Origin of the sequence: Pseudomonas sp. MWU12-2037 (genome assembly GCF_023242345.1) — a bacterium.
GTDB lineage: Bacteria > Pseudomonadota > Gammaproteobacteria > Pseudomonadales > Pseudomonadaceae > Aquipseudomonas > Aquipseudomonas gingeri_D.
Genome location: NZ_JALLIZ010000011.1, coordinates 67,173 through 89,964, shown reverse-complemented (window position 1 = coordinate 89,964; position 22,792 = coordinate 67,173). Strand labels below are relative to the sequence as shown.

Below are 22,792 nucleotides of genomic sequence, written 5' to 3'. Positions count from 1 at the left end.
CATGGTGACTTCCATGGTGACTTCCATGGTGAAAAAGCCTATCCCCTCCCCCTGAACGAGCAACACAAACCGAAAGACATTCCCCTCGACTTCCGCGGTGAGTTCCGCGGTCACTTCCGCGGTTGCATATCAGACCTTTCAGAGATTAGGGATTATTAGGCCGGTTACGGATAACTAAACCGCCGAGCCAACGTCAGCTCCCCCGGTGCTCGCATCGGCACAATGAACGACTCCATCTTCTCGTTCACCGTCCCCTCTTCCGTAATCACCGTGACCTTCGCCGTGGTCAGTGGCTGCACGGCATTCTCCTGCCCGCCGCTCTCGTCATCGTCACTGCGATAACCGCCACCGAAGTAGTTCACATAGATCAGGTACTGGCCCTTGATCGGTGCGGGCATGGAAAAAATCTCCGGGCCGTAACCCGTGGTCACGTCCACATCCAACGCCGCGCCATTGGGAGCGACCCGATCGCCGTACCAGATATGCGCGCCATCCGGCGTCACCACATGCAGGTCCAGGTCAGTGCCATCCGTATCCCAAGACAACAAAATCCGCAACTTGGCCGGTGTAGCCCCACCGCCCACATTCAGAAACTGCACCCGCTTGCGCTGCTGCCCATCCGGGCTACGTACTTCAACGCTGTTGCTCCCAGTGGGAAACGAAAACGGCCGATCAAAATTCCCCGACTCATCGATCTTCAACGGCATGCTCACGCCATTGATGATCAGGTTCCCTGGCACCCTGGCGCTCTTCGGCGCGCCCTTGATCATGCCCCGGATCCGCGCCGTGTCCGCCTGGCCCGCCGGGGTGTTGACCGACGAGGCCGGGTAGTTGACGGTCTGGCGGAAATGTTCGCCGTCCGGGGAGCCGGCGTGCCAGCCGCCCTTGGGCGTGTCGAGCTGGATGCCGCTGTCGGCATGGGCCGCGTTCAGCACAACCAGGGCGCCGAGGAACAGGACAACGGTGGAGATGCGCAATTTCATGGCCTATTCCAGTAACAGGTGACGGGCAAGCCCTTCGACGTAATCTTCGTCCTGGCCATTCGGATGGGCCTCGAACGCCAGGTGCAGGTATTCATGGGTCAGGTCGAGGCGGTCCTGTTGGGTCAGTACGCCGCGCACATAGATGCGCTGGCGTTCGCGGTCGACGTAAGGCCGACCGTAAGACACCCGACAAACAGCAAACTGGCTCAATTCGTTATAGCCGACTTCCTGGTCCAGACGCTGACGCCACACGCGACGCTGTTTGAGCAACCATTCCTGCGCTGCCGGCAAGGGCTCGCACGAAGCCACCGGGTTGTCCCAACGGCTCAGGCTCGCGCGCGGGTAAGCGTGCTGGAGAATCTGGTCGTAACGCTCGCCGCCGTTGGCCTGTTCCACCGCCTGTTGCCAGGACAGCTTGTCCGGGCCGGGCTGGTCAGAGTGATAGGTCACCGGACTGCCCGCCAACACCAGGTCGCTGGTCCAGGCCGCGATGCCCCGAGCTTCGGCAGTGGCCGGACGTGGAGCAACGCGCTGACGTCCGCTACTGTCGTCGATACTCAGGCAGTCGCCACTACGGCCAGCGTTCTGCAACAGGTAGGTGCGGATCGCCACGGCCAGGGCCTTGGCGGCTTCGACGGGTTCGGTCTTGGCTTCGCGTTGCAGAACGCGGGCGACGTATTCCTCGCGATCCAGCCGCGCCACCAGTTGCGGCTGGCCGGCGTTCTGCAACAGGAAGAGTTCGCCCGCGCTTTCAATCTCCAACTGGTTGCCGTTGGCGAAGTCGACCCTATAGTGACCTTGCAAAGCTCCACTGGGAGCGGCTTGGCCGTCGGCGCGAGTGACGCCTTTGAGTGGATAGCGGGAGAACAAGTCGACCTGCACGCAACGCCCGGCATCCTCGGACGACGGCGACGGCAGGAAGCCGCCCAGCACATCCGAGTAATGCCGCAGCACCATCTGGCTGGTACCACGACCACCCACCCAGAGCGGCGTGCCGTCTTCCAGCCAACCGGCAAAACCGCCCTGGCGTGACTGCGAGTCATGGTCGCCAAGCCAGCTCCAGGTCTTGATCCGCACGCGCCCGCCCAACAGTCCCACAGCCTGACCATCGGCGGCATTGAGCACCACGTCCAGCAGCAGTTTGCGCGCAGTCCCCTGAGCCGGAAGCGTGCGTAGCGCTTCCAGCAATTGCACCACGGGCACACGGGTTTGCGGTTGCAGCTGGTTGAAGCTCAGCAGCCAGCTAGGCGCCTGGCGTGCTTGCCAGTAGTCGCGCCATTGGCCGTCATCGATCTTCAAACGCTTGGGATCAAAGTACAAACCACAGGAGCGGACCAACGCAGCATCCCGGGCAATGCTGCCGCCCGGAGTACAACAATAGACTTCCTCGTGATCCTGGCCGTGACAGTCGTAGGCCGGCTCCTGCTGGTTGGTGTCCACCAACCAGGCGTAGACGAAGAGTTTCCACAGGCTGCCCAACGGCGTTTGCAGATCCACCGGCAACGGCTCGCGATTGAGCACCTGGGTGGTGTTCAACTGCACCAGCTCATAACCGTCGACGGTTTTCCAGGCCAGACGCAAGGGCGCTTCCTCTGCCGTCGCCAGCAGAGGAACGATGCACAACAGTAGCCAGGCCAGTGGGCGGGTCATGTCATTCGACCGTGATCTGCCCAAGGGCCGGCTTCTGTTCCTGGGCCTGATGCTCTGGCGCATAGATCTGGCTGAAACGCGCTGGCGGCAGCTTGAACTGGCCCTTCTGCGAGAAGCGGATCAGGTGGCGTAGACGCACTTCGCCGTTGAGGCTGTTGACCGGCACACCGTAGGCCATCTGCCCCGGTTCGAAATGCGCCTTCTCCAACGGCGTCGCTTCAGCACCGGCCAACCCAGCGAGGTTGACACCCCAGGTGGTGCGCTCAACGTCCGCACCTGGCGGCAACGGCACTTCCAGCATGCCGTAGCGCAGCGGTTTAGGGCTCTTGGTAGTGAGGATCACTTCGTCCAGGTAGAGGCTGTCGCTGGACAACGGCTTGTCGCCCACGGCCTTGAGGCTGAAGGTGTAGGCGTCATCGCCCGGCACCAGTTCCAGCAGGCGGCGCTTGATCTGCACCGGCAGATCGTCCGGGACTTTCTGCTGGCTGAGGTAGCTCAGTTTGGCCCGCAATGGACGTTCCTGTGCACCGCTCACGGTCAGCACGCTCGGGATACCCGCGCCCTGCCATTGCCAGTAGTTTTCACCGGTCCCGCCCTGCCGCGCTTGCCAACCTTCGCCCGGGGTCAGGGTGAGCGTTTTCGGAGTCTGCTCGACGCTGCGTTGCAGCCAGGTCAGAGCCAGGGCGCGTTCCAGGGTCGATTGCTGCGGCAACAGGCGCTGCAACAGGTCCTGGGCCAGATCGGCGTTGAACGGTTTGATCGACAGGTTCAAGGCGCTGGCGAACGGTTGCGAGCTGGCACCGAGGCGCTGTTCCGCCGTGGGCAGTTGTTTGCTGAAGGCATCCGGCAAGGCAACTTTGCTCTGGCGGGCCAGGGCGGCGGTCAGCACTCGCGCACTGGCCAGGCCCAGAGCCGAATCCGGTGCGCTCATGATCACGCTGTCCTGGCCATCGTCCATCAGGTTGGCGTCGGCGCCCTCGCCGGCTTTCGCCAGTTCGTCCATCAGGCCGCTCAGCAGGGTGTTCACCGGCAGTTGCATGTCCTTGGCGAACGACAGCACCAGCGCCCGTTGCAGCAACGGCGTGACCGAAGCCTGTTTGCCGTAGACATCCAGCACCCGCTGCCAGTGATCCGGCGGCAGGCTGATGCCCAGCGCCTTGCTGGCGTGCCAGTCGGCGTAATAGGCGTAACCGGTCAGGAAAGCATCCGGAGTGACGTCTTCACCCCACCAGGTAAACCAGGCATCCGGCCCGGCCATCGAGACCAGGCGCAGGCGGCTGTTCTGCATGATCAGGCGCAGACGATCGCGGACCTGGGCGTTGGCCGACAGCGCCGGGTAGGCGATGCTCAACGGCAGCAGTTGGCTGGCGGTCTGCTCGACGCCGCCGTAGGGGTAGCTGAGCAGGTCGTCGAGGTTGGCGCGGAACAGCGCTTGCGGGCTGTCGTCGAGGCGCAGGCGAATATCGCTGGCATCTGCCGGCAGGCTCAGCGGGGTGTCGCCGCTGGCTACGCTGAGGCTCTGGCTTTGTGTCACTTGCCAGCCGTCACCCACTGCACTCAGGCGTACCGCCAGGGCATCCTGGGATTTGCCATCCTGTTGCAGCTCGGCGCTCCAGTCGCCACTGCTCAACGGGGTCGCCGGCAGCGGGATGTAGTTGATGCCTTTGTTCAGGGACAACGGCAGGCGCTGTTCCTGGCCGGCATAGCGAATCACCAGTTCGGTCTTGACCGGTTTGTCGGCCTGGCTGAAAGCGAACAGGCCAAGCTTGGGCTGGTCGCCGCTGCGGAAGTGGGTCGGGCCGCTCCATTTCAGGTACAGCGGTTTGTCGGAACGGATGAACTGGTTCTTCTGCCCCACTTGCCCGGCATCGGCGATGGCCCGGGCGGTGATGCGCCAGCGGGTCAGGGAGTCCGGCATGCGGAAGGTGAAACGCACCTTGCCGTTGGCGTCGGTCACCAGCTCCGGCTGCCAGGCGGCGGTGTCGACGTCTTCACGACGCGGCCGCTCCAGCACTTTCACACCACGCTCGCTACGGTTGGCCTTGCCCGGCGCGCCTGGGCTGCCCGGCAATGCCACGTCGTAGCTGATAAACGACAGGCTGGCGCTGGTGCGCACGTTGTTGCGCCGTGGGTGATAGAAGAACTGGTCGATGCTCGGCGCCACTTCCGGTTGCAGCGCGTAGATCATTTCATCCACCACGCTGACGGTCAGGTGCGCCGGAATCGGCTTGCCGGCGAACTGGGTGGTCAGGTCCACCGAGACGGTGTCGCCCGGCTGGTAGCTGTCCTTGTCAGTGGCGATGGCCACGTCGATCTGCGGCGTGGTGACCTTGAGGCCCGCGTTCTGGAAGCTGTATTCGCCGCCCTTGGTGTAGAGCACCGAGAAGGTCAGGTTGGGGGCGTAGTTGTCCTTCACCGGAATCCGCGCACGGTATTGGGTGTCGCTGATTTTTTCCAGGCGCAACCAGTCGCCGCCCTTGGACAGCAACGCGGTGGCCTCGACCTTGTCGCGTTCCAGAGACAGCAGCGCGTCGGTGACGGGCTCCGGGAAGGTGATCAGCGCCAGGGCTTCGTCGCCGGTCTGGTACTCGGGTTTGTCGAGAAGGATTTCCACAGTGCCGGGCACGGCTTTCACGCCATCGCCGGTCACCGAATGGCCGGTGGCGCCGAGGATGCGTTCGTGGTCATCCTTGAGCGACAGGTTGTAGGTGCCGGGACGGTCGAAGGTGACGCTGAAGCCTTTGTCGCCGGCAGCGAGTTTGCCGTTACCGGTGGACTGGTCTTCCAGGCGGACCCAGCTGTAGGTGCTCGGCGTGCCAGCGTTTGGCTGAGCGACGGTGGATTCGCTGGCGTAGCTGAACGCGACCTTCTCGCCGGTCGCACTGAAACGCTGCGGCGCCGACAGGCGATAGCGAGCCGCACCGCGCTCGATGAGGATTTCCTTGGTGGTCTTGACCCGATACGCCGCGCCATCGCTGGCGAACACGGTGAGCATGTAGCGGCTCGGTTTTTCCGCCGCCGGCAGGTCAAGCACGGCCTGGCCCTTGTCGTCGGTGGTCAGCTCGGCGCTGGTCAGTTCCACCGGGAATTGCCCGAGGTATTGCAGCTCGTTGTCGACCATGGACAGTTGCTGGGCACGCAGGCTCAGTTGCACACGGGCATCGGCCACTGGCTTGCCGTCCGGGTAGAGCAGCAGCAATTTGCCCTTGATCGGCTCGCCAGTGCGGAAGTCCTGCTTGGCCAGGTCCATGGAGATTTCAAAGTGCGGCTTGATGTACTCGGCGACGCGGAAGGCGCTGCTGTAGGTCTGGTCGCGGTAGTTGAAACGCAACTCGTAACCGCCGGCCACGGCGTTGTCCGGCAGTTGGAAGCGGCCTTGGGTACCGGACTTGGCGTCCAGGTTCAGGTCCAACGTCTGCAAGGTGGTGCCGGTCGCATCCAGCACGCTGACGCGCACCGGGGCGGTGGTCGGGTTGACAGAGTCGCGGGCGTTCTTGAATTCGCGACCGACGATCTTCATCGATACCCAATCCCCCGGCCGGTACAGCGGCCGGTCGGTGAAGGCGTAGAGCTTGGTGTCGTAGATTTCGCTGTCGTAGTAGAAGTTCTCGGAGACGAACACACCGCCCTCGTCGTCCTCGCCGATCATGAACGAGCGCTCCGGGCTGACGTGCTTGAGGCGCAGCAGGCCATCAGCATCGGTCTCGCCACTGCTCATCACGCCCAGGCCGTCGGTCCATAGCACTTTGACCTTGGGCACCGAGCTGCCTTCATGCTTGCGCGCGGCCCACACCAGCAACTCGTCGCCGGCGATTTTGCTCACAGCCACGGTGTTGGAGACGAACACCACTGTGGTCGCACGGTATTTGCCGATCAGCGCTTCCACCAGGTACAGGCCCGGCTTGAGTTTACCCAGCGGGATATAGACGTTGCCGGGTGCGACGCTGATGAACTGGCTGGAGGAGCCGGCCAGGTCGACGCCCTTCGGCGGCTGGATCGGTTTGGCGTCCCACAGCGGGTAGCGGAACTGGCTGACCAGTGGCAGGCCGGGCAGCGGCGCGTATTGCGGGTGGTTGTCATACGGGGTCGGCGCGGCGATGGCCTGGCCCATTTTCAGTTCCGGTACTTCCTCGGTCACTTGCTTGCGCGACTCGTAGGAGAACGCCCGCTGCATCACCCGACGGGATTTGCGGTACCAGTTGTCCCACAGGTAGGCCAGGGTGTTGGACAGCCCTTCACCCTTGAACTGGCCGTCGCTGACCACCCGATGCAGATTTTTCTGGCGCTTGAGGAATTCCAGCGGCTGGTCGATGCGGTACACGCGGATATCCGCGCCGCCGTAGGGCTCCATGCGGAAACGCCGATAGTCGCGGCCCGGTGCTTCGAGGCGGACCAACGCCTGCTCGTCGCTGGCGAAGCTGCTGTCGGCCAACAGGAAGAAACTCTCACCGGCCACCGGCGTGTAGTTGCTCGGCGGCACCGAGTCATCGGCGGCGCCGGCGACAACCGGCAGCAGCACGGCCAGGGCGAAAACCATTCGGGAAAACAGACGCTTCATGGGAGACCCGTTCATCGAGAGAGGAAGTTCAGCCGGTAGACGCCGATGAAGTTGGGGTTCGTTGCATCGGGTATCCATCGGGTGTCCTTCCATGTCATGAGTTGCTGCACGCTGGCGGAGCGCATGCCGTTATCGGTGGGGGTGGTGGTGCCGGTGTGATAGGCGATGTTGCGGCCCATCCAGATCATCAGGTGCTGGTCGTCGCCCTGGTCGAAGAACAGCAGGTCACCAGGCCGCGCCTGGTTGAGGTCGCGGCTGACCAGTTGGCTGTTGAACTGGATCAGCTTGATCGCATTGACGTAGGGCCCGACCTTGCCGCCGCCCTGCTGCCATTGCTGGGCCAGGTTGCGCTGGCCCTCGCTCAGGACCAGTTCGGGCGGCAGGTAGCGGTTGGACAGGCCATTGGCCCGCAACCATTTGTCGTCATGGGTTTTCAGCGCTTCGTTGGCGGCGAAGCGCACCAGGCCGGCGCAGTCCTGCTGGTACCAGCGCGGACTCGGGCCCTGGGTCAGTTGCTCCTGGGCGATGCGTACGAACCAGGCGCGGAACACCTGGGACTGCTCGACATCCAGGGGCGGTGTTTCGAGGGCGAACGCGGGCGCACTGAACGCGGTGTTCAGTAGTAGCGCCAGCAAGCCCAACCTCTTGAACAGAGGAATCACATTGCACGCCATTGCAAAGGCAACCACTGCCAGTGGCCGTCCGGCTCACTGCCTTCCGGCAGGGTCAGGGCATACTTACCGAAACCGGCGAGCTTTTGCAGTTTGGGAATCAGGTGGGTCTGGGCGGCGTTGCGGAACACCGGTTCCATGTCCTGGGGCAGGCTGTCGAGGGTTTCCTGCTGCATCAGTTGCGCCAGGGAGTCCGGGCCCAGGTAGACCGGCATCAGCACGTCCTTGGGCAGCACGTCGGCCAGCGGCGGGAAGTGCTTGTCGAGGGTGCCGAGGGCCTTGTCCACCAGCTTGTCGTCCAGGGAGAACAGCAAGGTCGAACCGTGTCGCGCCAGGCTTACGCGGAAGAAACCCTTGCCGGTGATGGCGTCGGGGTTCTCGGCTTCCTTGGCGGCGTACTGGCCGAAGCTCGAACTGACCTGGCGCTTCCACTCATGGACGCCGTCTTTCTGTTGCTCAGCGATAGGGAACAGACCGCCGTCGACATTGCTTTCCTTGCTCCCGACCATGGAGCCGAAGAGTTTGCCCAGGTCGGCGTCGAGGCTGTCGTTGTCCTTGGTCAGGTTGGCCACCAGCAACGGCGTATAGAGGCGCGAGTCGGCGTACCAGCAGAGTCCGGCGGCACCGCTCATGTGTTCGGTGAGCTTCTTCGCGGTGGCCTCGTCGGCACCGAGTTTGACCAACAGCGGTTGTTGCTGCTCGGCGGCCAGTGGCAGGGCAACGCAGGCGCTGGCGCCTACCGGCATGGCTTGCCAGATCGGCTTGAAATCGAAGTCGGCGGCTTTGTCCTGCTCATCCAGGGCGAGAAAGCTGTGCCAGCCCTTGTCGTCCATATCCAGGCGCAGGCCGGCGAAGTTGGGGATAAAGCGCTGGTAACCCATGGCCAGGACGCTGGACGCAATCGAGATGCGCTGCTTCACGACCGTTTCGCGGGGCTTGAGACCGAAGGCTTCGGGGAACAGTTTGTCGCCATTGAGCAACGCCGCCAGGGCCTGGGTCGAAACCTCGCCCGGTGCCACTTCGCTGTCGTCGCTGGTTTGCTCATAGAGCCTGTCCGGGTTGGACAGCACCACCAGCTTGTCGCCACGGGAGGCGAACAGCAGGGCTTTGCTGGCGTTGTAGGCCAGGCGATAGAGCGGCACGCTGTCGCCGCCGACTTTCACTTCGCCGACCTTGGTCAACTGGGTGTCGTCCAGGGCGACATGGGCCAGGGGCTCAAGCAGTTTGGCCAGGCCGCCGCGGTCCATCACCAGCAGGAAGTCCTTGAGCCGACCATCGGCACCGCGCCACAGGGCGATATCCGCCGGCTGGTCGAAGAGTTGCTCGATCAGGTTGTCCTGCAGCTTGAGGTCATGCTCGTAGATGATCCGCCGCAGGCTGCCGATCAGGCCGAGACGGTCGCCGTGGGTTTCGTAGTAGAAAACGAAATCCTCGGTCAGGGTGTCGCGCAGGAACGGCACGCTGAGCAGGTCCTTGGGCAACTGGCTCAGCGACGCGGTTTCCAGCAGCGCATCCGGGCGACTGACGCCGAGCTTTTCCAGGGCCAGTTCCGGCGCCGGGGCGGCCGGCTTGTGGTGGAAAAACCAGCCCAGGCCGCCCGCCACCGTACCGGCCACGCAAAGCCCGAGCACAAGGCCCAGCCAACGGCGCGAGCCGGCAGGTTGAGGGGCAGCCGGTACAGCGGCGTCCGGGGAAGCTGTGTTATCGCTCATGTTCGCAAAGCCCATTCATCCGTGGAGCGGGATGTTCAATAGTTGAAGGTCTTGACCAGCAGCAGGTCGCCGATGGCTCGCAGGGGCACGGTGAAGCTCTCGCGCTTTTCATCGACGGTGTTTTCGTTGAGCACCAGGTTGATCTGCGAGGTGATGACCTCGTTCTGATTGGCGCGCTCGGTAAAGTTATAGCCGTCGCTGGCGCTGTAGTTGCCCCAGTAGTTCACATAAATCAGGTAGGTGCCGTGCAGCGGCGCGGTCATGGTGAACATTTCCGGGCCCGGGCCGTCGACGCCGTCCGGGTCGAGGCCGCCGCCATTGGTCAACGCGGGATGCGCGTAGAAGGCGTGCTGGCCGTCGGGGGTGATGATATGCAGGTCGAGTTCGGCCTTGGGGTCGTCCCAGCCGAGGACCACGCGGATACGCGCCGGGGTGATCTGCTTGTTGGCTTCGTAGAACTGCACGCGCTTGAGGGATTTGCCCGTGGAGCTGCGGACTTCGACGCTGTTGGAGCCGGCACCGAAGGCATAGGGGCGCACGAAGCGGCCGGCGTCGTCGGTGTAGAGATTCAAGGGGTTGCCGTTGACCGACAGGATATGGGGCTCACGCGGGCCGGAGGGCGGATTGATCCGGCCTTCGATGGGGGTGCGGCTGCGCTGGATGCCACGGTCGATGGGCGGAGTGGGATAGGCCACTTGCGGCGCATCCTTGCGGTCGAGGAGACCTGCGTAACGCCAGCCGCCGGTCGGTTCCTGAAGCTCGGCCGAGGGCTCGGCCCAGGCGGTCGTGGCCCAGAGGGCAATCAGGATGGGAAAAAACCGGCGCATCAACAGCCTCCTTGCCATGCTTTATAAAACCCTGCGCGGAATCCACAGCGCCCCCCCGACACGGTATCGGTCAGAGAAGACCTGTCGATGACAGGTAGGGGAAGCCGCAGAGGTTAGCGATTCGAAGGTTGTTAGACAATGGAGACAAAGCGGTATTTGTGAGGTGGCTCATCAAATGAGCCTAGATCGTCGTTTTTGAACCAAAAATCGCCGAAAAACAAGGCGAAAGGCCATTATCCTTGCAGGATTTCCTGATCGCCCCGTCGCACTTGCATCAATAGGAAACAGGTAGACGATGCCACCCAATCAACCTGCCGGAGCGGCCGTTCGACATTGGTAGCTGCAGTCAATGTCACCCCGGTGACGCGCGCTTCTTTACCCGCTTTCATCTGCCGGACTGAGGCCAGCAGATCCTTCTGGAACTGCTCCCGCTCATCACTCATCACTGAGTTCCTCTTTCCATGGCTTCAAAACCGCGGAAGGCAAGTTGTTGGATTAAGCCATTTGTAATGGCGTGCATGAATAAAAAATACGACATTGCCGTACCTCAGGACAAACCTGTGCCTGTATCGCATTATTACAATCGCGACAGCATCAGCCCTTATCGGCACTCAAATTGGACGCGGGCGCCGAACGACTTCAGGACGCCGCGTCAGCCGCCTGAAGGCGCTCCCGCCGACGGGCATGGCGCGAGGTGAAAAACACCACCAGCAGCGCCAACCCAAAAAACGTCGCCGAACTGGTGGCGCCCACGGACAGCGCATGGCTCAAGGCAAAGCGCGCCTGGGCGTCAGCATCCAGCCCCACCGGAGCCGGCGACAAACGCGCAGCCATGCCGACAATCGCCACGATCACCGCCGTCCCCAGCGAACCACCGACCTGATGCGCAACATTGACCAAGCCCGACGCGGCCCCGGCATTCTGTGGTTCCACCCCGGCGATCCCGGCGCTGGTCAGCGGCACGAACGCCGCGCCGCAACCGATCCCGAGGATGATCAACGGCAGCATCAGATGTGGAAAGTACGCCACGTCCGAGCCCAGCCCGGTCAGCAATGCCATCCCCACCAGCGCCGTCGCCAGCCCGCAGAACAGCATCACCGCCGAACTCATGTACCGCGCCAGCCATTTCACACCATACACCGACATGGCGAACTGGGTCAGGGTCAGCGCCAGAAACGCCTCACCGGCCTTGAGCGCGGTGTAGCCCAGCACTTCCTGCACATACTGGATCAGGAAGAAGTAGGTGCCGACCATCCCTCCCACCAACAGCATGCGGCTGATATAGGCGCCGGAGCGCTCGGCACTGGCGAACAGATGCAGCGGCATGATCGGTTGTTCGGCGCGCCGTTCAATCCAGACAAACAGGCTCAGCAACACCAGGGCGCAGGCCAGCGCGCCGAGGGTCAGCGCATCATCCCAGCCCTGGGCTCCGGCCCGGACGAAACAGTAGACCAGCGCGCTCATGCCAAAGGTAACGGTCAACGCCCCCGCCAGATCGAAGTGACCGGTATGCCGTTCGGTTTCCTTCAGATAGCGCCAAGCCAGGGCCAGCAGCGCAATGCCCACCGGCAGGTTGATAAACATCACCCAACGCCAGGACAGCAGGTCAGTCAGCACCCCGCCAAGCACCAGCCCCAGCGCACCGCCACCACCGGACACGGCGGTGTAGAAGCTGATGGCCCGCAGACGCTGAGGCCCCGGCGGGAAGTAGGTCATCATCAGCGCCAGGGTCGAGGGCGCGAGAAATGCCGCGGCAATCCCCTGCACGCCCCGAGCGATCAACAGTTCATGGGCCGACTGGGCCAGGCCGCCCAGCAACGAGGCCAGGGTGAACACCGTCACCGCCACCAGGAACACCCGGCGCCGGCCCAACAGATCGCCGGCCCGGGCGCCGAGCAGCATCATGCCGCCAAAAGCCAGGGTGTAGGCGTTCTGCACCCAGGTCAGGTCGGGAAGCGACAGGTCCAGGGCCTTCTGAATATGCGGCAAAGCGGTATAGAGCACAGTAACGTCGAGCACGATCATCAACTGGCAGGCCAGGATGATCAGCAGCAGTACGCCGGAACCGGGAATACGAGCGGAAGAAGACGCCATGGATCACAGCCTTATGGGTAGAAGCGCAGGAGAACATCGGAGGCGACGAGAGGGAGGTCCGTATCGATCATTCATCCTTGATCGATGAACTACTATAAAAGAGACAACTTTGTGCCGACTAGCAGGACAAACAGGGATACCCATCATCGAAAATCAGGATAATCATCCAGCACGGGTCAACACTTGACCCATGATTGCCAACCCCTCGCATTTGCCCCTAAACCCGCCGTCTGCTAGTGTCGCGCCCGTTCAACGCCTACCGAGATCGCCGCCATGGCCCGCAAAAAAGCTTCCCTGGACTTCGAGCAATCCCTTGCCGACCTGCAAACCCTGGTCGAACGCCTGGAGAACGGCGAATTGTCGTTGGAAGACTCGCTGACCGCCTTCGAACAAGGCATCCGCCTGACCCGTGACTGCCAGGGCGCCCTGGCTCAGGCCGAGCAGAAGGTGCAGATCCTCCTCGAGCGCGACGGCGAGCTGGCCGAAGAGCCCTTCGACGCGGAACAAGCAGAATGATCAAAGCTTATCAGGCCAGCAGCCAGGCCCGGGTCAACGCCGCACTCGATACCCTGTTCAGCGCCCCCAGTCCCGAACTCGCCCGTCTCTATGAAGCCATGCGCTACAGCGTGATGAATGGCGGCAAACGCGTCCGCCCGCTACTGGCCTACGCCGCCTGCGAAGCCCTCGGCGGCAAGCCGGAACAGGCCAACGGCGCGGCCTGCGCGGTGGAGCTGATCCACGCCTACTCGCTGGTCCACGACGATTTGCCGGCCATGGACGACGACGACCTGCGTCGCGGCCAGCCGACTACCCACAAGGCCTTCGACGAAGCCTGCGCGATCCTCGCCGGCGACGGCCTGCAAAGCCTGGCCTTCAGCGCCTTGCTCGACCCGAGCCTGAGCGACCTGAACGCCGAGATCCGCCTGAACATGGTCACCGCCCTGGCCCAGGCCGCCGGCCCGGCCGGCATGGTCGGTGGCCAGGCCATCGACCTCGGTGCGGTGGGTCTCAAGCTCGACCAGAAAGCCCTGGAAACCATGCACCGGCACAAGACCGGCGCGCTGATCGAAGCCAGCGTCAAGCTCGGCGCCCTGGCCAGCGGCCTGGCGCAAAAAGACGAATTGCGCTCGCTGCAGACCTACGCCCAGGCCATCGGCCTGGCTTTCCAGGTGCAGGACGATATTCTCGACGTGGAAAGCGACACCGCCACCCTCGGCAAACGCCAGGGCGCCGATATCGCCCGCGACAAACCGACCTACCCGGCCCTGCTCGGACTGGACGCGGCCAAGGCCTACGCCCTGGAACTGCGCGACCAGGCGCTGCACGCCCTGCGACCGTTTGACGCGTGCGCCGAGCCGTTGAGAGAGCTGGCCCGTTATATCGTCGAACGTCGCAGCTGAGCCAAACGCCGCGCCCAAGGCCGCATATCGGCCAACTTCGACGCTCCGCGTGGGCAGCGTGCGATGCATCAGGTAAACTGCCGCCTCTTCTATACCTATAACGATTCGCCTGATGCCCACGACGTTCCATGAGATTCCCCGCAAGCGCCCGACCACGCCCCTGCTGGACCGTGCCGACACGCCGGCCGGCCTGCGCCGGTTAGGTGAAGCCGAGCTGGAAACCCTGGCCGATGAACTGCGCCTGGAATTGCTCTATTCGGTCGGCCAGACCGGCGGGCACTTCGGTGCCGGCCTCGGCGTGATCGAACTGACCATCGCGTTGCACTATGTCTTCGACACCCCGGACGACCGGCTGGTGTGGGACGTGGGTCATCAGGCGTATCCGCACAAGATCCTCACCGGTCGGCGCGAGCGCATGCACACCCTGCGTCAGAAAGGCGGCCTGGCCGCCTTTCCGCGCCGCTCGGAGAGCGAGTACGACACCTTTGGCGTCGGTCACTCCAGCACCTCCATCAGCGCCGCCCTGGGCATGGCCATCGCCGCTCGCCTGCAGAACAGTGATCGCAAGGCCATCGCCGTGATCGGTGATGGCGCGCTGACCGCCGGCATGGCCTTCGAGGCGCTGAACCACGCGCCGGAAGTCGACGCCAATATGCTGGTGATCCTCAACGACAACGACATGTCGATTTCGCGCAATGTCGGTGGTCTGTCGAACTACCTGGCGAAGATTCTCTCCAGCCGCACCTACGCGAGCATGCGCGAAGGCAGCAAGAAAGTGCTGTCGCGCCTGCCCGGTGCCTGGGAAATCGCCCGTCGTACCGAAGAATACGCCAAGGGCATGCTGGTCCCCGGCACCCTGTTCGAAGAGCTGGGCTGGAACTATATCGGCCCGATCGACGGCCATGACCTGCCGACCCTGATCGCCACCCTGCGCAATATGCGTGACCTCAAGGGCCCGCAGTTCCTGCATGTGGTGACCAAGAAGGGCAAGGGTTTCGCCCCGGCGGAAGTCGACCCGATCGGTTACCACGCGATCACCAAGCTCGAACCCCTGGACGCCCCGGCCGCCGCGCCGAAGAAGGCCAGCGGACCGAAATACTCCGGCGTGTTTGGCGAATGGCTGTGCGACATGGCCGCCGCCGACCCGCGCCTGGTGGGCATTACCCCGGCAATGAAGGAAGGCTCCGATCTGGTGGCCTTCAGCGAGCGTTTCCCGCTGCGCTACTTCGACGTGGCGATTGCCGAGCAGCATGCGGTAACTTTCGCCGCCGGCATGGCCTGCGAAGGCGCCAAGCCGGTGGTGGCGATCTACTCCACCTTCCTGCAACGCGGTTACGACCAGTTGGTGCATGACGTCGCGGTGCAGAACCTCGACGTGCTGTTCGCCATCGACCGTGCGGGCCTGGTGGGCGAAGACGGCCCGACCCACGCCGGCAGTTTCGACCTGTCGTACCTGCGCTGCATCCCCGGCATGCTGGTGATGACGCCGAGCGACGAGAACGAACTGCGCAAGATGCTGACCACCGGCCACCTGTACAACGGTCCGGCGGCAGTGCGTTACCCGCGCGGCACCGGACCGAACGCGACCATCGAGAAAGACCTGGAACCGATCGAGATCGGCAAGGGTGTGGTTCGCCGTCGGGGCAGCAAAGTGGCCTTGCTGGTGTTTGGCGTGCAGTTGACCGAAGCCCTGATCGTCGCCGAGAAGCTCGACGCGACCGTGGTCGACATGCGTTTCGTCAAACCCCTGGATGAAGCCCTGGTACGCGAGATGGCCGGCAGCCATGAGCTACTGGTGACCATCGAGGAAAACGCCATCATGGGCGGTGCCGGCGCGGCGGTCAGCGAGTTCCTGGCGCGGGACAACCTGCTCAAGTCGGTACTGCACCTGGGTCTGCCAGATGCTTATGTCGAACACGCGAAGCCAGCGCAGATGCTGGCGGAGTGCGGGCTGGATGTGGCGGGGATCGAAGCATCGGTCAGCGAACGCATGCAGCTTTTGAATCTTTGACTCATACCCAGCGAGAGCCTGCCTCGCTGGGTACAGGTCTCAAACCAACGTCAGTTATTGCGCTTCATCGGGCCGTCCGAGTTGAGATAGCCCGCGCGAATGGCGTCCCCGCAAGTGGAAAAACCATAGGCATTGACGAAGCCCGTTGACGTGAAGCCGACATAGAGCGGTTGGCGCTTGCCACTTTCATTTTGCAGGTCGTAGTCAAAGCATTGCGCGGTTCCACCCCGAATAGCCGTGATCTGCGAGGGGTTTTGTATTGCCAGCATGTCTTGTTTGCTGACGGTACTACCTTGGGCTGCCTTGCTCGTAACCGGATGATCGCCGAAGTCGAGCAACGTCGAGATACCGCCTAAACAACCACTGAGTGTCAATATCGCAGCCACTCCCGCCAATATCAGACGCATGGTTTCCCTCCTGATCAAACTCAATGACTGTCTGCATGCAAACAGAGCTCAAGGCTTGAGCAGAAGAATTTTAGGGAAACCTTCTCAAAGCGTATTGACGGACGCCTCTGAGTATCAAGTAGGAGTATTGGCAGAAGAGCGGCTGATGTGTGCCTGCCAATGGCTCGAGAGCAGCCACCCGCCAGCGAAGCATCAGCCGAGTTGGCGCGGAATGCGATAGAGGTAGAACAGCACCACGCTGGATAACACCAGCAACATCAACGGGACTGCTTCCAGCCCGACGAACACCGCCAGGGTGCCGATCCAGGTCGGCAAGGCGGCTACCACCAGGGCTTTGCGCCGCACGCTGGCCAGCTCGATCCAGGCCGCCGGCTCTTCCGGGCTATCCAGCGCCGCCTGCGTCGCGATCAACGAGCGCTTGTAAGCCCCGAAAAACCGCAAGCTGACAAACATCGAGGCCACGCCGGTAATGAAAAACGGCATCGCCAGCACTGGCAGCAAGGGATCGGCCTGACCAAAAAGCCAGTTGGCGACAAACAGCGGCAACACACTCAGCACCAGCTGTTTCCACCAGCCCACCGACAGCCGACGCTTCACCTGGCCGCGGGTCACGCCGGGTCGGCCTCGCTCTGGTGCTCGTTGCCCATCATATGGCCGAGCTTGCCGGCCTTGGTCGCCAGGTAGAGTTTGTTGTGCGGGTTCTGTCCGGTTTGCAGCGGCACGCGCTCGGCCACGGTGATGCCCATATCGGTCAAGGCCTTGACCTTGCGCGGGTTGTTGGTCATCAATCGCAGGGACTGGATGCCCAGATGTTCGAGCATTGGCCGGCAGATAGCGTAGTCCCGCAGGTCGGCAGCAAAGCCCAGGCGCTCGTTGGCCTCGACGGTGTCGGCGCCGCCGTCCTGCAATTCATAAGCGCGGATCTTGTTCATCAAGCCGATGCCACGCCCTTCCTGACGCAGGTACAGCAAGACACCACGACCTTCACGGGCAATCGCTCGCAGGGCCGCCTCGAGCTGGGAGCCGCAATCGCAGCGCTGGCTGAACAAGGCATCGCCAGTCAGGCATTCGGAATGCACGCGGCCAAGAACCGGTGCGCCATCCGCCACATTCCCGAGGGTCAGCACGACGTGTTCACGGCCGGTGGCTTCTTCGAGAAAGCCATTCATGGTGAAGGTCGCAAAGGGGGTTGGCAGCTTGGAAGCGGCGACGAAAACGACGGGCACCGTGTGCTCCTGATCAGTATGAGGACTGGAAATTCGCAGAGGTCGCATTGTAACAGTAGGTTCCTACAGACGCTTAGGCTGAATTGTCCATGATAACTATCAATAAGTTTGATTCGTCGGCACCGGTGCCGGCAGGGTGTCAAACGGATAAGGTTGCGTCCAGTGCTTGAAAATGGCCCGCAACTCGCCACTTTTGACCAGTTCTTCCATACGCTGATCATACAGGGCCATCAGTGCACGCCCCCGCGCATTGTCGGCAAACCCCAGGTACAGCGGCAGGTCGAGCACATGGCTGCTCCGGAACATTTCAGGGTGCGCGGCATGCCCCAGTACCTCGTTCACCTCGGACAACGCATCGATGTAATAGTCGGCACGACTGTGGGCCAGCATCGACAGGACACCGTCACGCCGCACGATTTCGTTGTAATGGCGGACGTTGGGCAGGTAATCCTGGTATTTGTAGCCGCGCATCCAGGCCAGACGATAAACACCCAGGGTTTCCAGGCTCGGCTGCGGGTTGCTCGCCAGCCCCAGGGCATAGAGATGATCGACGTCGAAATGCCAGCGCGGATAAAGAGCGCCCTTCACCTCGCGCCGATAAGCCGCGACCCAGGCGTCCGCCTCCCCCCGCTGCACCAGTCCGATGGCCCGAACGTAGGGCTCGGTACTGATCAGCACCTTGACGCCCTTGGGCTCGAAGATCTCGCGCATGATATCCCAGGCCATGCCACGTCCGTCGGCGCCGGTGTAATCGACCCACTCCTCACTGGCAAGATGGATCACACCTGGCAGAGAGGTTTCCTCACGGGCCTGAACGACATTGCCTACAACGCTACCCGCCCACAGACAGAGCAGCACGACCCACAACCGACAGCCAGACATGCCTGAATCCTCAGCTAAAGAGGTGCACCAGCCCTTGCATGGCCAACCAGGCAAAAACCCCGGCCAGGACGTCGTCGAGCATGATGCCGACACCGCCATGGACATGCCGGTCGATCCAGCGGATCGGCCAGGGCTTGAGGATGTCGAAAAAGCGGAACAGCGCAAAACCCACCAGCAACCAGTACCAACCGTCCGGCACCAGCCAGAGGGTGATCCACATCCCGACCATCTCGTCCCAGACGATGCCTTCGTGGTCGTGTACCCGCAGATCGTTGGCGACCTTGCCGCACAGCCAGAAGCCGAACAGCATGGTGACGCCAAGCATCAGCCAGTAGCCCCAGTCGGGCAACATCTGCCATAACGGTATAAAGGGTAGCGCAACCAGCGACCCCCAGGTGCCCGGCGCCTTGGGCAAGGTCCCGGAACCGAAGCCGAAGGCCAGGAAATGCCAGGGATTGCGCCACACCGAGGGCGGCACGAACTCGGCCGGGACCTGCTTGGGATGATCTGTCACGGTGTCTCCGGAAAATGTTGGTAGCCCCGGCGTGCCGGCGTGATATCGCGACCGACGCTGTCCACCAGGACCACGCCCTGCCCGGCCAGCACCTGTCCGATTACCCGCACCGAGCCGTGCACCGCCAGCAACCCGGGCAACTCGACAGGTGGTAGGGTGAAGGCCAATACGTAGTCATCGCCACCGCTGAGGGCCGCCTCGCGGGCGTCGTCCTGGCCGAGAAAGGCCTGCAGCGCCGAAGACAAGGGCAGCGCGTCGCGTTCCACCTGCAATCTGACGGAGGATGCCGCCGCGATATGCCCGCAGTCGGCCAATAGCCCATCGGAGATATCCAGTGCCGAGGTCGCCTTGTTGCGCAGGAACTGACCCAGGGCCAGTTGCGGCTTGGGCGACCAGTAGTGGTCCAGCAGCGGCCCGGCAATCGCTGGCTCCGCCGTACGCTGCCCCAGCACCAGCGGCAAGGCGCCCGCCGCATTGCCCAGCTCGCCGCCGACACACAGCAGGTCGCCGACCCGTGCGCCGCTGCGGGTCAGCGCCTGGCCCGTCGGCACACGGCCGAATACCGTCAGCGTCAAGCACAGCGGCCCACGGGTGGTGTCGCCGCCCACCAGGCGCAAGTCGCAGTGTTGCGCCATCAGGTTCAAACCACGGGCAAAGCCTTGCAGCCAACCGGCATCGTTATGCGGCAAGGTCAGGGCAAGGGTAAAGGCCAGGGGCGTGGCGCCCATGGCGGCCAGGTCACTGGCGGCCACAGCCAGCGCGCGCTGGCCGAGCAGGAAAGGGTCGCAGGGATCGGCGAAATGCACACCGGCCACCAGGGTGTCGGTGGAAATCGCCAGTTGCTCCCCGGCGGGGACGCTCAGCAGGGCGCAGTCGTCGCCGATGCCCAGGGCAACGCCCTCGCCGGCCTGCGCACAGGGCGCGGCGGCGAAGAAATTGCGGATCAGCTCGAACTCGCCCATGCACAGGTCAAGCGCGGATCAGCGCTTGAACGCCTTCACTTCAGCTTCACGCAGGCGCGGCGCCAGTTTGTCGAGCACGCCGTTGACGAACTTGTGACCGTCGGTGGAACCGTAGACCTTGGCCAGTTCGATCCCTTCGTTGATCACCACGCGGTAGGGCACGTCGACGCGCTTGAGCAGTTCCCAGGTGGACAGGCGCAATACCGCCAGCTCAACCGGATCCAGTTCCTCGATCTCGATATCCAGGCACGGCTTGAGAACAGTGTCGATCTCGCTCTTGAACTGCGGAACGCCGTGGAGGATTTCACGGAAGTAGGCGCCATCGACGTCGCTGAAATCGTTGTCGACCCGGAACTGCGCTTCGATCTCGTTCAGCGACTGCTTGGCCATGTGCCACTGGTACAGGGCCTGGGTCGCGAGCTGACGGGCTTCGCGACGCTTGACGCTTTTGGAAGGCTTGCCGGCGCCTTCAGGCTTCGGATCGCGCGGGTTGAAACGATCGCTTTCGTCGCTAATCACACAGCCTCCAATTGCGCCAGCAAGCTGACCATTTCCAGGGCGGAAAGGGCGGCTTCGGCGCCTTTGTTGCCGGCTTTGGTGCCGGAACGTTCGATGGCTTGTTCGATGGAGTCAACGGTCAGCACGCCGAAGGCCACTGGCACGCCGAATTCCATGGAGACCTGGGCCAGGCCCTTGGTGCATTCGCCGGCCACGTATTCGAAGTGCGGAGTACCGCCACGAATGACCGCGCCGAGGGCGATGATCGCCGAGAAGTCGCCTTTCTGGGCGACTTTCTGCGCAACCAGTGGGATTTCGAAGGCACCCGGTGCGCGGATGATAGTGATGTCGCTTTCGCTGACACCGTGGCGAACCAGGGCGTCAACGGCGCCGCTCACCAGGCTTTCGACAACGAAGCTGTTGAAGCGGCCGACCACCAGGGCGTAACGGCCTTTGGGGGCGATGAAGGTACCTTCGATGGTCTTCAGGGTCATTCGACAATTCTCTTAAAGAGCCGGGGCGCGCCTAGTACGCGCCCCTCAGGGATATTTGAACCGCGAATCAAGGGCCGCGAGCAGCCAGTCTTTATTCGGAGGGCACGTATTCTACTACTTCCAGGTCGAAACCGGATATCGCATTAAACTTCATCGGCGCACTCATCAAGCGCATTTTCCGCACGCCCAGGTCCCGCAGGATCTGCGAACCGGCACCGACGATGCTGTAGGTGGTCGGTTTTTTCGCCGGCACCTGCTCGGCGGTCTCACGGATATGCGCCAGCAGGACGTCGCCATCCAGCGGATGACCGAGCAACAGCACCACACCGCTGCCGGCCTCGGCCACCGCGGCCATGGCCGCGCGCAGGCTCCAGCGCCCGGGTTGCTTGACCATCAGCAGGTCGCGCAGCGGGTCCATGTTGTGCACCCGCACCAGGGTCGGCTCTTCGGCGCAGAAGCTGCCCAGGGTCAGGGCCATGTGCACGTCGCCTTCCACCGAATCACGATAGGTCACCAGGTTGAAATGCCCCAGTTCGCTGTCCAGCGGCTGCTCGGCAATCCGCTGAACGGTACGTTCGTGGATCATCCGGTAGTGGATCAGGTCGGCAATGGTGCCGATCTTGATGTTGTGTTCGGCGGCGAAGGTTTCCAGTTCGGCGCGACGGGACATGGTGCCGTCATCGTTCATCACCTCGCAGATCACCCCGCTTGGCTCGAAACCGGCCATGCGCGCCAGGTCGCAGGCGGCTTCGGTGTGGCCGGCGCGGGCCAGGGTGCCGCCGGGCTGGGCCATCAGCGGGAAGATATGACCAGGGCTGACGATGTCTTCAGCCTTGGCGTCCTTGGCCGCGGCCGCTTGCACGGTGCGGGCGCGGTCGGCGGCGGAGATGCCGGTGGTCACCCCTTCGCTGGCTTCGATCGACACGGTGAACTTGGTGCCGAAACCGGAACCGTTGCGCGGCGCCATCAGCGGCAGCTTGAGCAGTTCGCAACGCTCGCGGCTCATCGGCATGCAGATCAGGCCACGGGCGTGCTTGGCCATGAAGTTGATGTGTTCGGCCTTGCAGCATTCGGCGGCCATGATCAGGTCGCCTTCGTTCTCGCGGTCTTCGTCATCCATGAGAATGACCATCTTGCCCTGGCGAATGTCTTCGACCAGTTCTTCAATCGTGTTGAGCGCCACGCGGCACCCTCCTTCTTTCAAAATTTGAGTGTCAGGATTTGAGGTAGCCGTTGGCGGCCAGGAAACTTTCGGTAATACCGCCGCTCGACGGTTCCGCGGCCTTGTCGCCCAGCAGCAGGCGCTCCAGGTAACGGGCCAGCAGGTCGACTTCGAGGTTGACCTCACGACCAGGACGGTAGTCGGCCATGATGGTTTCAGCCAGGGTGTGTGGGACGATGGTCAGTTCGAACTCGGCGCCGTTCACGGCGTTGACCGTCAGGCTGGTGCCGTCGACGGTGATCGAGCCCTTGTGGGCGATGTACTTGGCCAGGTCTTTCGGCGCGCGGATACGGAACTGGATGGCCCGGGCGTTTTCTTCACGGGCGACGACTTCGCCGACACCGTCGACATGGCCGCTGACCAGGTGCCCACCCAGGCGGGTGGTCGGGGTCAGGGCTTTTTCCAGGTTGACCCGGCTGCCGGCCTTCAATTGGTTGAAGGCGGTGCAGTCCAGGGTTTCACGGCTGACGTCGGCCCAGAAGCCGTCGCCCGGCAGCTCGACGGCGGTCAGGCAGACGCCGTTGACCGCGATGCTGTCGCCGAGCTTGACGTCGGCCAGGTCCAGCTTGCCGGTTTCCACGTAGACGCGGACGTCGCCGCCCTTGGGGTTCAGGGCACGGATACTGCCGATGGATTCGATAATGCCGGTAAACATGAAGTCCTCCTCGAGAACAGGCCCGC

The 22,792-nt window shown here is 63.1% G+C and carries 20 protein-coding genes and 1 pseudogene; 3 read left to right on the top strand and 18 right to left on the bottom strand.

What is annotated here, in order from left to right; translation table 11 throughout:
- Window positions 1-164: 164 nt before the first annotated feature.
- The 8 genes and pseudogenes from M5B42_RS20535 to M5B42_RS20500 all read right to left on the bottom strand — a co-directional run bounded on the left by M5B42_RS20535 (window position 165) and on the right by M5B42_RS20500 (window position 12,495).
- Window positions 165-983 (bottom strand): DUF2135 domain-containing protein, encoded by an 819-nt coding sequence (locus tag M5B42_RS20535; RefSeq protein ID WP_248746842.1) that lies wholly within the window; start codon window positions 981-983, stop codon window positions 165-167.
- Window positions 984-986: 3 nt separating this feature from the next.
- On the bottom strand, window positions 987-2,633 hold the full coding sequence (locus M5B42_RS20530) for a DUF2300 domain-containing protein (protein WP_248746841.1): 1,647 nt from the start codon (window positions 2,631-2,633) through the stop codon (window positions 987-989).
- Between the two features lies 1 nt (window position 2,634).
- A complete protein-coding gene (locus tag M5B42_RS20525) occupies window positions 2,635-7,206 on the bottom strand; it encodes an alpha-2-macroglobulin (RefSeq protein ID WP_248746840.1) in 4,572 nt (1,523 codons plus the stop codon).
- Entirely contained in the window at window positions 7,203-7,853 is a 651-nt protein-coding gene (locus tag M5B42_RS20520; protein WP_248746839.1) for a DUF1175 family protein, read from the bottom strand. The genes M5B42_RS20525 and M5B42_RS20520 overlap by 4 nt, the downstream gene beginning before the upstream one ends.
- Window positions 7,850-9,574 carry a DUF2138 domain-containing protein gene (locus M5B42_RS20515; RefSeq protein WP_248746838.1) on the bottom strand — a complete coding sequence of 575 codons (1,725 nt, stop codon included), beginning with the start codon at window positions 9,572-9,574 and terminating at the stop codon, window positions 7,850-7,852. The genes M5B42_RS20520 and M5B42_RS20515 overlap by 4 nt, the downstream gene beginning before the upstream one ends.
- Before the next feature lie 35 nt (window positions 9,575-9,609).
- On the bottom strand, window positions 9,610-10,401 hold the full coding sequence (locus M5B42_RS20510) for a DUF2135 domain-containing protein (protein ID WP_100944404.1): 792 nt from the start codon (window positions 10,399-10,401) through the stop codon (window positions 9,610-9,612).
- Window positions 10,402-10,739: 338 nt separating this feature from the next.
- Window positions 10,740-10,844: pseudogene (locus M5B42_RS20505) on the bottom strand (transcriptional regulator); the annotation flags it as partial.
- A 196-nt stretch (window positions 10,845-11,040) separates the two neighbouring features.
- Window positions 11,041-12,495, bottom strand: coding sequence for an MFS transporter (locus tag M5B42_RS20500; protein ID WP_248746837.1), 1,455 nt, complete (start codon window positions 12,493-12,495; stop codon window positions 11,041-11,043).
- 273 nt (window positions 12,496-12,768) lie between these two features.
- On the opposite strand from M5B42_RS20500, the gene M5B42_RS20495 reads away from it, so the two are divergent.
- The 3 genes from M5B42_RS20495 (at window position 12,769) to dxs (ending at window position 15,906) form a co-directional block, all read left to right on the top strand.
- On the top strand, window positions 12,769-13,011 hold the full coding sequence (locus M5B42_RS20495) for an exodeoxyribonuclease VII small subunit (protein ID WP_100944400.1): 243 nt from the start codon (window positions 12,769-12,771) through the stop codon (window positions 13,009-13,011).
- Window positions 13,008-13,895: a (2E,6E)-farnesyl diphosphate synthase gene (gene ispA / locus M5B42_RS20490; RefSeq protein WP_248746836.1), complete on the top strand. Its 888-nt coding sequence runs from the start codon at window positions 13,008-13,010 to the stop codon at window positions 13,893-13,895. Before M5B42_RS20495 ends, ispA begins: the two co-directional genes overlap by 4 nt.
- Window positions 13,896-14,007: 112 nt before the next feature.
- Window positions 14,008-15,906 carry a 1-deoxy-D-xylulose-5-phosphate synthase gene (gene dxs, locus M5B42_RS20485; protein WP_248746835.1) on the top strand — a complete coding sequence of 633 codons (1,899 nt, stop codon included), beginning with the start codon at window positions 14,008-14,010 and terminating at the stop codon, window positions 15,904-15,906.
- A gap of 50 nt (window positions 15,907-15,956) precedes the next feature.
- On the opposite strand, the gene M5B42_RS20480 is transcribed toward dxs, so the two are convergent.
- The 10 genes from M5B42_RS20480 to M5B42_RS20435 all read right to left on the bottom strand — a co-directional run bounded on the left by M5B42_RS20480 (window position 15,957) and on the right by M5B42_RS20435 (window position 22,766).
- Window positions 15,957-16,313: a transcriptional regulator gene (locus M5B42_RS20480; protein WP_103497111.1), complete on the bottom strand. Its 357-nt coding sequence runs from the start codon at window positions 16,311-16,313 to the stop codon at window positions 15,957-15,959.
- A 192-nt stretch (window positions 16,314-16,505) separates the two neighbouring features.
- Window positions 16,506-16,925, bottom strand: a complete 420-nt coding sequence (locus M5B42_RS20475; RefSeq protein WP_248746834.1) for an MFS transporter — start codon at window positions 16,923-16,925, stop codon at window positions 16,506-16,508.
- A complete protein-coding gene (gene ribA, locus M5B42_RS20470; RefSeq protein ID WP_248746833.1) occupies window positions 16,922-17,539 on the bottom strand; it encodes a GTP cyclohydrolase II in 618 nt (205 codons plus the stop codon). Before ribA ends, M5B42_RS20475 begins: the two co-directional genes overlap by 4 nt.
- A gap of 99 nt (window positions 17,540-17,638) precedes the next feature.
- Window positions 17,639-18,421 carry a transporter substrate-binding domain-containing protein gene (locus M5B42_RS20465; RefSeq protein WP_248746832.1) on the bottom strand — a complete coding sequence of 261 codons (783 nt, stop codon included), beginning with the start codon at window positions 18,419-18,421 and terminating at the stop codon, window positions 17,639-17,641.
- A gap of 10 nt (window positions 18,422-18,431) precedes the next feature.
- A complete protein-coding gene (locus M5B42_RS20460) occupies window positions 18,432-18,935 on the bottom strand; it encodes a phosphatidylglycerophosphatase A (RefSeq protein ID WP_248746831.1) in 504 nt (167 codons plus the stop codon).
- Window positions 18,932-19,897: a thiamine-phosphate kinase gene (gene thiL, locus M5B42_RS20455; RefSeq protein WP_248746830.1), complete on the bottom strand. Its 966-nt coding sequence runs from the start codon at window positions 19,895-19,897 to the stop codon at window positions 18,932-18,934. The genes M5B42_RS20460 and thiL overlap by 4 nt, the downstream gene beginning before the upstream one ends.
- A gap of 18 nt (window positions 19,898-19,915) precedes the next feature.
- Entirely contained in the window at window positions 19,916-20,416 is a 501-nt protein-coding gene (gene nusB, locus M5B42_RS20450) for a transcription antitermination factor NusB (protein ID WP_177101688.1), read from the bottom strand.
- On the bottom strand, window positions 20,413-20,889 hold the full coding sequence (ribE, locus tag M5B42_RS20445) for a 6,7-dimethyl-8-ribityllumazine synthase (RefSeq protein ID WP_040071241.1): 477 nt from the start codon (window positions 20,887-20,889) through the stop codon (window positions 20,413-20,415). Before ribE ends, nusB begins: the two co-directional genes overlap by 4 nt.
- Before the next feature lie 91 nt (window positions 20,890-20,980).
- Window positions 20,981-22,072, bottom strand: coding sequence for a bifunctional 3,4-dihydroxy-2-butanone-4-phosphate synthase/GTP cyclohydrolase II (gene ribBA, locus M5B42_RS20440; protein WP_100944390.1), 1,092 nt, complete (start codon window positions 22,070-22,072; stop codon window positions 20,981-20,983).
- Window positions 22,073-22,103: 31 nt separating this feature from the next.
- Window positions 22,104-22,766, bottom strand: coding sequence for a riboflavin synthase (locus tag M5B42_RS20435; RefSeq protein ID WP_152742132.1), 663 nt, complete (start codon window positions 22,764-22,766; stop codon window positions 22,104-22,106).
- Between the last annotated feature and the right edge of the window lie 26 nt (window positions 22,767-22,792).

What these genes read in the sequence shown, in the direction of transcription:
- M5B42_RS20535 (WP_248746842.1), bottom strand. Translation starts at nt 983, where the DNA reads ATGAAATTGCGCATCTCCACCGTTGTCCTGTTCCTCGGCGCCCTGGTT.
- M5B42_RS20530 (WP_248746841.1), bottom strand. Translation starts at nt 2,633, where the DNA reads ATGACCCGCCCACTGGCCTGGCTACTGTTGTGCATCGTTCCTCTGCTG.
- M5B42_RS20525 (WP_248746840.1), bottom strand. Translation starts at nt 7,206, where the DNA reads ATGAACGGGTCTCCCATGAAGCGTCTGTTTTCCCGAATGGTTTTCGCC.
- M5B42_RS20515 (WP_248746838.1), bottom strand. Translation starts at nt 9,574, where the DNA reads ATGAGCGATAACACAGCTTCCCCGGACGCCGCTGTACCGGCTGCCCCT.
- M5B42_RS20510 (WP_100944404.1), bottom strand. Translation starts at nt 10,401, where the DNA reads ATGCGCCGGTTTTTTCCCATCCTGATTGCCCTCTGGGCCACGACCGCC.
- M5B42_RS20500 (WP_248746837.1), bottom strand. Translation starts at nt 12,495, where the DNA reads ATGGCGTCTTCTTCCGCTCGTATTCCCGGTTCCGGCGTACTGCTGCTG.
- M5B42_RS20495 (WP_100944400.1), top strand. Translation starts at nt 12,769, where the DNA reads ATGGCCCGCAAAAAAGCTTCCCTGGACTTCGAGCAATCCCTTGCCGAC.
- ispA (WP_248746836.1), top strand. Translation starts at nt 13,008, where the DNA reads ATGATCAAAGCTTATCAGGCCAGCAGCCAGGCCCGGGTCAACGCCGCA.
- dxs (WP_248746835.1), top strand. Translation starts at nt 14,008, where the DNA reads ATGCCCACGACGTTCCATGAGATTCCCCGCAAGCGCCCGACCACGCCC.
- M5B42_RS20480 (WP_103497111.1), bottom strand. Translation starts at nt 16,313, where the DNA reads ATGCGTCTGATATTGGCGGGAGTGGCTGCGATATTGACACTCAGTGGT.
- M5B42_RS20465 (WP_248746832.1), bottom strand. Translation starts at nt 18,421, where the DNA reads ATGTCTGGCTGTCGGTTGTGGGTCGTGCTGCTCTGTCTGTGGGCGGGT.
- thiL (WP_248746830.1), bottom strand. Translation starts at nt 19,897, where the DNA reads ATGGGCGAGTTCGAGCTGATCCGCAATTTCTTCGCCGCCGCGCCCTGT.
- ribE (WP_040071241.1), bottom strand. Translation starts at nt 20,889, where the DNA reads ATGACCCTGAAGACCATCGAAGGTACCTTCATCGCCCCCAAAGGCCGT.
- M5B42_RS20435 (WP_152742132.1), bottom strand. Translation starts at nt 22,766, where the DNA reads ATGTTTACCGGCATTATCGAATCCATCGGCAGTATCCGTGCCCTGAAC.